Genomic DNA, 9,065 nt, shown 5'->3' with positions numbered 1-9,065 from the left:
CGCCCGGCAACAAGCCGAGGCTCCCGCGGCAGCAGCTACTTCATGCCTGACCTGCGCAAATGTCACACGAGGTTCGGAAAGAGAACGGCCTCTAAAGCCGTGGAGCCGACCGCCCCAGCCACGACGTACCCCTTTTCTGGCATCAGGCGGCTGATTGCCGCGCGCGGGGAGCGGAGCGAGCCGCCCACCAGCGGAGAAAGTTGTAATGCAGTCGGCCACTCGAACTATGTCCGCTTCCGGGAGATGCTTGACAGTGCGCTTCACCTGGGACCCGACACTCTGCGTTGTCTGTGTGTGCAGCTACGGTGAGGCTCCAAGCTGATCGAAGGAGCGTTGTGGCCGCCGAGACTTCTTTGAAGCCGCTGCTCAGTCTTGTGTCCCCTGAGCATGGGGCAGATGAGCAAGTGGACTGGCATGCGGCCGAAGAGGCCTTCGGGGTCGGTCTCCCAAGCGACTACAAGGCGTTCATGTCCGTCTACGGCGCGGGTGACATCGGAGAACTCGGCATCCTGGGGCCGCTGCCCGTCGACTACTTGCGGTGGGATCCGGGCAGCATCCTGGACAGCATTCCTGGATTCCGGGACCTGTGGGATAGGGAGGGCGGCGTCCCCGGCACGGCACCAGACAGCAGTTCCGTCCTGCCTTGGGGCTCTGGCTGCAACGCCAATGAGTTGGGCTGGTTGATGCTCGATTCGGACCCTGACAAGTGGCCCGTGGTGGTCTGGCGTCGGCAGATCCGCTACGGCGACTCGCGATGGAAGCTCTTCGACTGCGGCATGGTCGACTTCCTGGTCAGAATGATGCGGGCCGAGTTCGATGACTGCCCGCTTGGCGACGCTTCCCTCTGGGGTGAGACTGCTCCCTTCGTGCACTGGCGCGAGCAGCAGCGACGTTGGCTTGCAGGTCTCGACCCCGAGACTGGCGAGCCGGATCCCATCGTGCAGGACTTTCTTCAGTGGCCGGCGCCCTGACTCAGTCGGTTGCATGGGGCTTGAAGACCTCTGCGCAGGCTGGAAGTTCGCCGTCCTGGCGGTGGGCGAGGGGCAGGAAGAGCGCTGGTCGGACCGTCCACGTGATGCGCATGTCGGCGTGAGTGACTGACACAGTCCACTTCCACGATCTCCGCCACACCGGCAACACCCTGGCCTCGACCGCCGGCGCCAGCACCCGTGAGCTGATGACCCGCATGGGCCACAGCAGGTCGCGCGCCGCGCTGATCTACCAGCACATGACCAGCGACCGTGACCAGGCCATTGCCGATCGCCTCGGAGCGATGATCCGTGAGGGCGGGGAAGAGGCCGCCCCGGACTAGGAATCCGGCCGCCACACGGCCGTAGTGGCACGCGTGTGGCACGCCCCGAACAGACGAAGGGCCAGCGCAGGAGGAAAACCCTCCTGCGCTGGCCCTTTCTCTGTGCCCCCGGCAGGATTCGAACCTGCGACACCCGCTTTAGGAGAGACACAATTGCCTTCCCTGTCTGCGATGGTCTTTCCTTGGATTCACCGTTCCTGCTGGTCAGCGGGGTTCGGTCTTCCGTCCCTCTCCGATATTTCCCCGCCTTTACATGGCCTTCCGTTCCCATGACGTTCCCATGAGGGGTCCTCGGAGGCCCTCTGGGGCTGGGGTGGGGGATTCGGCTGAGACCAGCCGCGGTCGTCGAAACGGTGAGCACCGCAGACCCCTTCGGGGCGCCAAAGGCCGCGCACTGAGGAGGGTGTCGGGGCCCTCGGTCATCTGCAGGGTCGCGCCGCATGGGCCGCCGGGCACAGGAGCGGCCTGAGCTGATCTGCCAGACCAAGGAGCTCAGGACGATGCTGCTTCTGGAGGACACGGGTCAGGAAGCCGATCCGTCGAGGCCGAGGCGGATCACGGCGAGTGCGCCGGCGATCTCGACGGTCATGCCTGTGCGAGACCGGTGACGTCGGCGCCGGTCTCCTCGCAGACCTCCGCCATGGCGTGGATGTAGGAGATCTTGGTTCGGACGTGAGATGGAAGCCGTAGCCGGGTCGCAACAGTTGGACTTGGCGGTGACGATGTAGATGCCCTCGCCGTACTTTCGCGGCGCCGGCCGGTGTTGCTGGCGGTGTTGTCCCGGACCATGTTGCCCGAGCTGAAGTTGCGCAGGAGGAAGGCCTCGTCACCGATCTGTTCGACGGTGAGGTCCTGGACGACGGTGCCCACACGCCGTCCGCCATCACGCCTTTCTGAGCGCCGCGGACGGTGAAACCCGCCAGCCGCCGATGGCTGACGCGGTCCAAGTGGAAGGCACGTTGCCCGCGGCGGTGCCACCGCTGACCCGGACCGCTCGGTGGCACGGGCCAGCACGAACCCGTCGTCGCCGTTGTCCTTGGAGACGGTCCGCTCGACGACGGCGTTGGTGACGAACCGGTGCAGGACCACACCGTGTTCCAGGCTCCCCTGCACTGTGCTGTCGCTGATGCTGACGCCGTTGGCGCCGGAGAGGAACAGTCCGTAGGCGTTGCCCGTGAGGGCGGAGTGCCCGATCTCCGCGGAGACGTACGAGAGGCTGGGCACCGAGAACCGGGTGTCCGGCGTGGCCGGCGAGCCGGCGGGCTGGGCCACCACGCCGCCACTGCCGCCCTTCGCGCTGCGGTGAGTTGGCGGTCCGTCGGATACCCAGGGGTGTGGTTCGGTTCTCCCTTTCCCGCTGCGAACCCGGTCGGGCAAGTCCGGGAGCGGACGGTGTGGGGATCATCGGCGGCGGGTAACGTACGCGCATGCATCCGGAGATACGCGACGAATCCGACAATGAGAAGCTTCCAGCCAGATGCGATGAATGCGGGGCGATGCTGTGTGTCGAGCCGCGGCGCGACGCCTACCCGTATCCGGTTGTCCTGTCGGACTCGTCGGCGGTTGATCTGTTCCATCCTGAGGAGGATGGCCAACGGGTGGGGATGGCCTGCTCCCAGGAGTGCCGACGGGCTCTGGCGAAGAAATTCATGCAGCGTCCGTTCGACTGTGAGGAGCTGTGGGCCGGGAAGCTGAAACGGGCTCTGAGTGCCCACCCTGGGGGGATGAAGCCGCCCGAGCTTCTGGAGGAGACCGGGCTGACCGAGGCTCAGATGAGCGCAGGATTCCAGTGGCTTGCGGAGCGGCGCCGTCCTCCGGCGAGCCAGGAGCCCGACGAGCCGACGAACTGAGCCGGGGTGCACCCCGACAGGGCCATCGGCGGGGGTGACCGAGGCTGGTCTTCGGCCAGGGGAATCCTGCCGGGATCGCGTTCACGCATGCGCCGACAGGGGTTCCGCCTTTCGAGCGAGGAGGTGCCCGAAGCCTCGCCGTCACCGCCGGCACCCGCTCCGGGCAGGAGTCGATGCCAAGGGGCAGGTTGATATCAATGGCGAGAAATCAAACTGAGGGCAGATTTTGAACGCATGTCGGATATCGATGGTTTGCGTGGTCTCTGCGCTTTCGGCTAATGTCCAGACCCTCCGGACGAGATGTCCGGAGACTCTGGATGGCGGGGCCGGCGCGTGGCCGCGGACTGCTTCACGTGGGTCGGTCGTGCATGTCTCCTGAGCCGGACCAATCCCCGTCCAGGCTGAGGAGGCGGCTCCGCCGTCCGAGCCTCCTCGGTGCAACCGGACCGGCGAATTGCTGCTCACTGTCGTCCGGTTGCGCCGACGGAGGCGGAACACGACTGGAGGGGCGAGTACTTGTCCCTTCAACCACGAAATGAAAGGCACTTCTGATGAACATGGACCAGCTCGAGGGCGAGACCGCGGAACTGCTGCCCGGGCGTGAGGCGCTGGGGAGGTTCTCCTTCAACCTCACCAAGCTGTCGACTGTCTCCACGAAGGTCGCGAACCTGGGCGTCCACAACGAGTCCACCGCGGCGAACCAGTTCTCCCCGCTGGCCGTCGCGCAGTCCGCGGCGACCCAGTCGGTCAGCGTCCGGCAGTAGCGCGTGAGTGCTGCGGGGGCAGGATCGCGACGTCCGCCCCCGCAGCACCGCGACAGGCACCACCGACTAGGGGACGCTGCTCAGTGGTTCGGAGCGCGGCTCTTCTTCGCCGCTGTACTTCCTCCCTGCGGCGCGGAAGAGCCGCGCACTCGCTGAAGCGTCACACGCTGTGGAGAAGAGAATGACGCTGCCCGGAGACAACGGCTCCTTCCGAGCCTGGAACGATCACGAAGCACCTCCGCACGACGAACCACCTTGTGCCCAGACGCTCCCGATCCGGTCACCGGAGTCGTTCGCTGCCACGACGCAGGTCATGACGGCGGACCTCTTCACCTCGCTCAGCGCCACGTCCGTGCCCCGGCTCGGTCACGGCCTTGAGACCCTGGGGGAATACCAGGGATCCGGATTCACCGAGCGCAAGTACATCGTCCGCCGGGGGGACGGACAGGTGCTCCTGCTGTCGCGCCTGCTGTATCTCATCGTGTGCTCCGTCGACGGCATCCGTGATGCCGAAGCCATTTCCCACCGGGTCAGCGGCCGATACGGGGCCGAGGTCACCGAGCAGAACGTCGTGTACCTCCTGGACAAGAGGCTCGCTCCGATGGGTGTCACGATGCCATTAGGGGAGTCCTCGGAGGAATCGGAGGAAAGCGCCCCACCCACGTCGGATCTCCTGTTGTCCCTGCGTGGTCACCGGGTCATCTTCCGCGAGGAGCAGGTCGCCCGTATCGCTGCCGCCTTCGCCTGGCTGCACAGGCCGGTGGTGGTGGCTCTGGCGCTCGCCGGCATGGCGGCCATGGACATCTGGCTCTTCGCGATCCACGGCGCCATCACCCCAGTGCTGCAGGTACTCGAGCAACCGCTGTGGATGCTCATCGTGTTCGCTCTCACCGTTGCCTCACTCCTCTTCCACGAGTTCGGGCACGCTTCGGCCTGCCACTACAGCGGTGCGGCCCCCGGCAGGATCGGGTACGGCCTCTATCTCATCTGGCCGTCCATGTACACGGACGTCACCGATGTCTACCGGATCCCGAAATCCGGGAGGCTGCGTACCGGTCTGGGAGGCGTCTACTTCAATGCCGTCTTCATGCTGCTTCTGATGGCCGGCTATCTCCTCACCGGCGAGGCGTTCTTCCTCGCGTCGATCTACCTCGTGCACTTCGAGGTCCTGGAGCAGTTGATGCCGGTGGTGCGGCTCGACGGCTACTACATCCTGGGCGACCTGGCGGGCGTCCCCGACCTGTTCGGCAAGGTCAAGCCGATCCTCCGGAGCATGCTGCCCGGCCGGAATCCCGCCACCCTGGGCCTCAGGCGCTCTGCCCGGACCGTCGTCACCGTCTGGGTGCTGACGATGATTCCGCTGCTGGTGGCCGAGGTGGCGTACGTCCTGTGGAACCTTCCGCGGCTGCTGGCGACCGCGATGCGAAGTCTCAAGAACCAGAGTGTTGGAACGTACCTGGCCTTCAGCGATGGCCATCTGGCCGCCGGAGCGGTCGGAGTCATCGGCACCTTGATGCTCATGTGCCCAATGGCCGGCGGCGCCTATCTCACCTGCCGGGTGGCGGTCCGGCTGTTCCGCGCGGTCGTGAGAGCCACCGAGGGGAAGCCGACGAGGCGCCTCGTGCTGGCCCTCGCGGCCTGCGTCGGCGCCGTGGTCCTCGCCGGCGCGTGGTGGCAGGGGATGACCCCCAAACCGCTTCCCGCGGCAGCTCCCGTGACACCCGCGCTGCAGCCCGCAGTGCCCTGGGTCCATTCCACACAGAGCACGTCCACGGACTCCAAGCCCACCGGCCGCCCCACGCCCTCCCCACCCGGCCGGCACGGCACAGGCGAGCGCCACGGCACGGACTTCCCCGGCGGTCGTGACGCAGCCAGGTCCACACCGCGCTCCGGCACCGCCCCGTCACCCACTCGTCCGGCGAGCACGCCTGCCGCCCCATCGACCCCCACCGGGGCTTCCGCCTCCGGCGTTGCCCACGCCACCCGCACCCCCGCGCACCCGACAGCCAGTTCGTCCGAGAGCGAGATGGCTTCCGTCCTGCCGTCCCCGACGGCATCAGGGCCCGTGGCCGTGTCTCCCTCACCCTCCGGGACGGCGTCGCCGAGTCCCAGTTCCTCGTGACGCCGGCCACCCTCCATCCACAGGAGAGAAACATGCACCACCGCAAACCGCGTACCAGCGTCGTCACCAAAAGGACGATCGGTCTCGGCGTGGTCGCCACCGCCGGCCTCGCCATGACAGCCACGGTGGCCTCGGCCACCACCGGCCCCGGCTTCTCCCACGGTGCCGCTGTCGCGGTGGACATGGCACACAGCCGCGCTGACAGGATGCACGTGAACCAGTTCGACGAAAGTTTCGAGATCCACGAGTACGGTCCGTCTGTCGCCGTGACGGCCAACAATCGCGCGACAGCGGAGTCCGTGGGCTGCTCCCTCGATGCCCCGTGCCGCTCGGTCGCGCTGTCCTTCCAGATCGTCACGACCTCCGGTCGCAATGCCCGGCTGATCAACGCGAGCAACATCAGCCGTTCCGCGAACGGTCACTGCCCCTCGTGTCAGACCTTCGCCGGCGCCTATCAGTTCGTGGTGGCCACCCCGCGGGCATTCAGTCTGGGCCAGGGGGCACGTGCCGAACTCAACAGGATCGACCGTCAGGTCGGACTGCTGAGGGGATCGGGCCTGACCATCTCCCAGATCAAGCGTCGTGCCGACGAACTGGCCGCGCAGGTGAAGACCATCCTCGACCGTGAGGCGCAGCGCGCCCCCCGCGGAAGGGAAGACAGCCCGCTCGCCGACTTCGAGCCGACGGTGACCATGCACCGCCACGTCCGTTAGTTCCCCCCGAGACTCTTGGGGCCGTGCACTGCCGGCGCGGCCCCAAGGACAGTGGAAAACCAACCCGGGAAGTGAGGACCAGTGGGCAATTCGTATGCCGAAAAACTGCGTTGTCGCGCTCTCGAGATGATTTCCGAGGGGGAGTCGGCAGGAGAAGTTGCACGGCAACTCGGCATCTCGGAGCAGACCGTGCGTCGTTGGCGCAACTCCCCCACCCCCGAGTCGGACCTGGTGCGGGCCGGCACCCGGATCAGAGAGCTCGAGGAGGAAGTTCTCGCGTACCGGAAAATCATTGAAGCCATGAAAGAGGTGATGCCCCCAAAAGGCGTTACGAAGTGATTTCCAGGGTCGCTTCCCAGGGTTTTACGACACGCATGCTCGTCACCGTCCTCGACGTGTCCGAATCCGGCTACTACTCCTGGCGAAGCCGTCCTCCATCGATGCGGTCACTAAGACATGGATGGCTGTCCCGGGCGATCCTTGAAATCTATCGTGGTTCCGGTTCGGAATTCGGATACCGCCGTATCCAGGAGGAACTCGGCCACCGTTACGGCATCAACGTCAGTCACGGAACCGTGGAACTCCTCATGGACCGGGCCGGAATCCGAGGCAAAGTGGGACGGCCGCACCATCAGACCCGCCGGCACGCCATCGACGTGTCCAGTCATCGCTGGGTCGTCGATGTGCAGGTCTGCGAGGCGGCCAGGGGACACCTCTATGCAGCAGTCGTCCTGGACACGGCGGTACGCCGACTGGTGAGCTGGAGCACCGCCGGGACGGCCGACTGCGCACTGACCCGTCGTGCCCTCGATGCCGCCATCACCGGCGGCGTCGACATGGGTTCTTCCGCCGACGTCGCGAGCGCCAGGATTCTCGCGTGCACCTTCACCGAACGTGCCGGCCTCCTGGGCTGTGCTCCGGCTTCCGGGGTGAGGGGGGACTGGTACGACCACAGTGTGGTCGAGACCTTCTGGGAAAGGATCCGCCGCGAACTGGAACCCCCGCACCTCTACGCGGAACCACATGCCCTCAGGACGAGACTCCTGGAAATCTTCAAGGATTTCAACGAAAAGCGGACGACCTGATATCTCATCCCGACCTGAGCGATGGTGGACGAATGGACATGAAACCTCCCCTGTCGATTGCTGACGCATCCAGTTCCGGGGCGAACACAGGGGAAAACACGTCGGCGACGCAGGCGCATCGCGTTCTGTTGTACGGTGCTCTGGACGTGGCATGTGTGCCACTCGACGTCGTCGATGTTCAGGCTGTGTTCAAAGTCGCTGAACTTGACTACATCACCGTGCAGGCTGTCATCGCCTGGATAACCGGGAAGAGAACAGTGAAGGTCCCCTCCTGCAGGTGACCTGCAGCGTGTTTTGCAGGGGGCGCCTGAACTCGTTCCTTCTAGTCGGCGCCCTCGGCCCGCAGCAAGGACTCGACGAGGACGGCCACGTGCCGACGGTCCTTCGGGTTCAATTTCTGCACACTCGCGATGAGGATTTCCACCTCTGGATCCGTGATCTCGGGCGCATCCTCGAAGTACAGGTTGACGCCCGCGGCCTCGGCCGCAGCCCGCTTCACCGTTGCCACTGGTATACCCAGTCCTTTGGCCAAACCCTCCAGAGTGGTCATCTGAGGCATCTGCGCCAGCCGTTCCGACGTCGCCAAGTGGTGGACCGTCGAGCGGGAGACGCCGCCGCGGCGAGCTACATCGTTGTAGGACCAGCTGTTCTGATCCAACTTGTGCCTGATCATTTCCTGCAAGGCGTTGGGCACCGCTGGCACTTCCTGTAGATGGAGAAAGGGTCTCTTGTCAATGAGTCTAACGGCCTTACCATTCGGTAGCTCTTGTCTCGAGCCGGATCTGCTCTCACGGGGCGACCGTATGTACCCTCACCGACGATGGGCGTTGCTCGACGTCATCAACAGGGACACTTGATGGTGAGCTGGGTGTCGCCCGGAGCGGCACGGCGCCGGGTGTGCCCGGTTGGCCGGCCAGTTGCCCGATGCCGCTCAGGAAGGGGGGCGGGCCGTTGGGTGTAACGCCGGGTCAGGACGTCGGGCGGGCTGTGCGCTTCGCCCTGGAGGTCAATGCGGCACGGCTCGCCGGGCACAGTCGCTGATCAGCGCACCGAGACCGCGCACACCGTCCGATCGGGCGAGTTCCGTGTCGCTCCGCTCTGCGGACACGCCCCGGCGCGGACCCCGACGGCTCCCCTGATCTCCCGTAATCCATCCGGAACGGCGCGATTCCACAGCCCTGTCATCATGCCCGGTCAACGTCCGACTCACCGCAAAGGG

At 65.8% G+C, this 9,065-nt stretch carries 9 protein-coding genes and 1 pseudogene; 8 read left to right on the top strand and 2 right to left on the bottom strand.

Going from position 1 to position 9,065, the window contains the following annotated elements:
- The first annotated feature begins 335 nt into the window (after positions 1–335).
- Positions 336–971, top strand: a complete 636-nt coding sequence (locus ACIRF9_RS50595) for an SMI1/KNR4 family protein (protein WP_403837188.1) — start codon at positions 336–338, stop codon at positions 969–971.
- A 122-nt stretch (positions 972–1,093) separates the two neighbouring features.
- A pseudogene (locus tag ACIRF9_RS50590) lies at positions 1,094–1,312 on the top strand (site-specific integrase); the annotation flags it as partial.
- Between the two features lie 585 nt (positions 1,313–1,897).
- On the opposite strand, the gene ACIRF9_RS50585 reads toward ACIRF9_RS50590, so the two are convergent.
- Positions 1,898–2,587 carry a hypothetical protein gene (locus ACIRF9_RS50585; RefSeq protein WP_403837187.1) on the bottom strand — a complete coding sequence of 230 codons (690 nt, stop codon included), beginning with the start codon at positions 2,585–2,587 and terminating at the stop codon, positions 1,898–1,900.
- A 152-nt stretch (positions 2,588–2,739) separates the two neighbouring features.
- Between ACIRF9_RS50585 and ACIRF9_RS50580 the strand changes: the two genes are divergently transcribed.
- The 6 genes from ACIRF9_RS50580 (at position 2,740) to ACIRF9_RS50555 (ending at position 7,846) form a co-directional block, all read left to right on the top strand.
- Positions 2,740–3,162: a hypothetical protein gene (locus ACIRF9_RS50580; protein ID WP_403837186.1), complete on the top strand. Its 423-nt coding sequence runs from the start codon at positions 2,740–2,742 to the stop codon at positions 3,160–3,162.
- Positions 3,163–3,713: 551 nt separating this feature from the next.
- Complete coding sequence (locus ACIRF9_RS50575) at positions 3,714–3,926, top strand: hypothetical protein (protein WP_403837185.1); 213 nt, start codon at positions 3,714–3,716, stop codon at positions 3,924–3,926.
- Positions 3,927–4,239: 313 nt separating this feature from the next.
- Positions 4,240–6,048 carry a hypothetical protein gene (locus ACIRF9_RS50570; protein WP_403837184.1) on the top strand — a complete coding sequence of 603 codons (1,809 nt, stop codon included), beginning with the start codon at positions 4,240–4,242 and terminating at the stop codon, positions 6,046–6,048.
- Positions 6,045–6,761, top strand: a complete 717-nt coding sequence (locus ACIRF9_RS50565; RefSeq protein WP_403837183.1) for a hypothetical protein — start codon at positions 6,045–6,047, stop codon at positions 6,759–6,761. The genes ACIRF9_RS50570 and ACIRF9_RS50565 overlap by 4 nt, the downstream gene beginning before the upstream one ends.
- A gap of 81 nt (positions 6,762–6,842) precedes the next feature.
- Complete coding sequence (locus ACIRF9_RS50560; protein ID WP_403837182.1) at positions 6,843–7,100, top strand: helix-turn-helix domain-containing protein; 258 nt, start codon at positions 6,843–6,845, stop codon at positions 7,098–7,100.
- 35 nt (positions 7,101–7,135) lie between these two features.
- Positions 7,136–7,846: an IS3 family transposase gene (locus ACIRF9_RS50555; RefSeq protein ID WP_403837181.1), complete on the top strand. Its 711-nt coding sequence runs from the start codon at positions 7,136–7,138 to the stop codon at positions 7,844–7,846.
- Between the two features lie 322 nt (positions 7,847–8,168).
- Here ACIRF9_RS50555 and ACIRF9_RS50550 read toward each other — a convergent pair whose 3' ends face one another.
- A complete protein-coding gene (locus tag ACIRF9_RS50550; RefSeq protein WP_403837180.1) occupies positions 8,169–8,540 on the bottom strand; it encodes a helix-turn-helix domain-containing protein in 372 nt (123 codons plus the stop codon).
- Positions 8,541–9,065: the final 525 nt, after the last annotated feature.

Origin of the sequence: Streptomyces sp. NPDC096132, from assembly GCF_044763345.1 — a bacterium.
Classification (GTDB): Bacteria; Actinomycetota; Actinomycetes; order Streptomycetales; family Streptomycetaceae; genus Streptomyces.
This window is presented reverse-complemented; position numbering and strand designations above follow the sequence as displayed.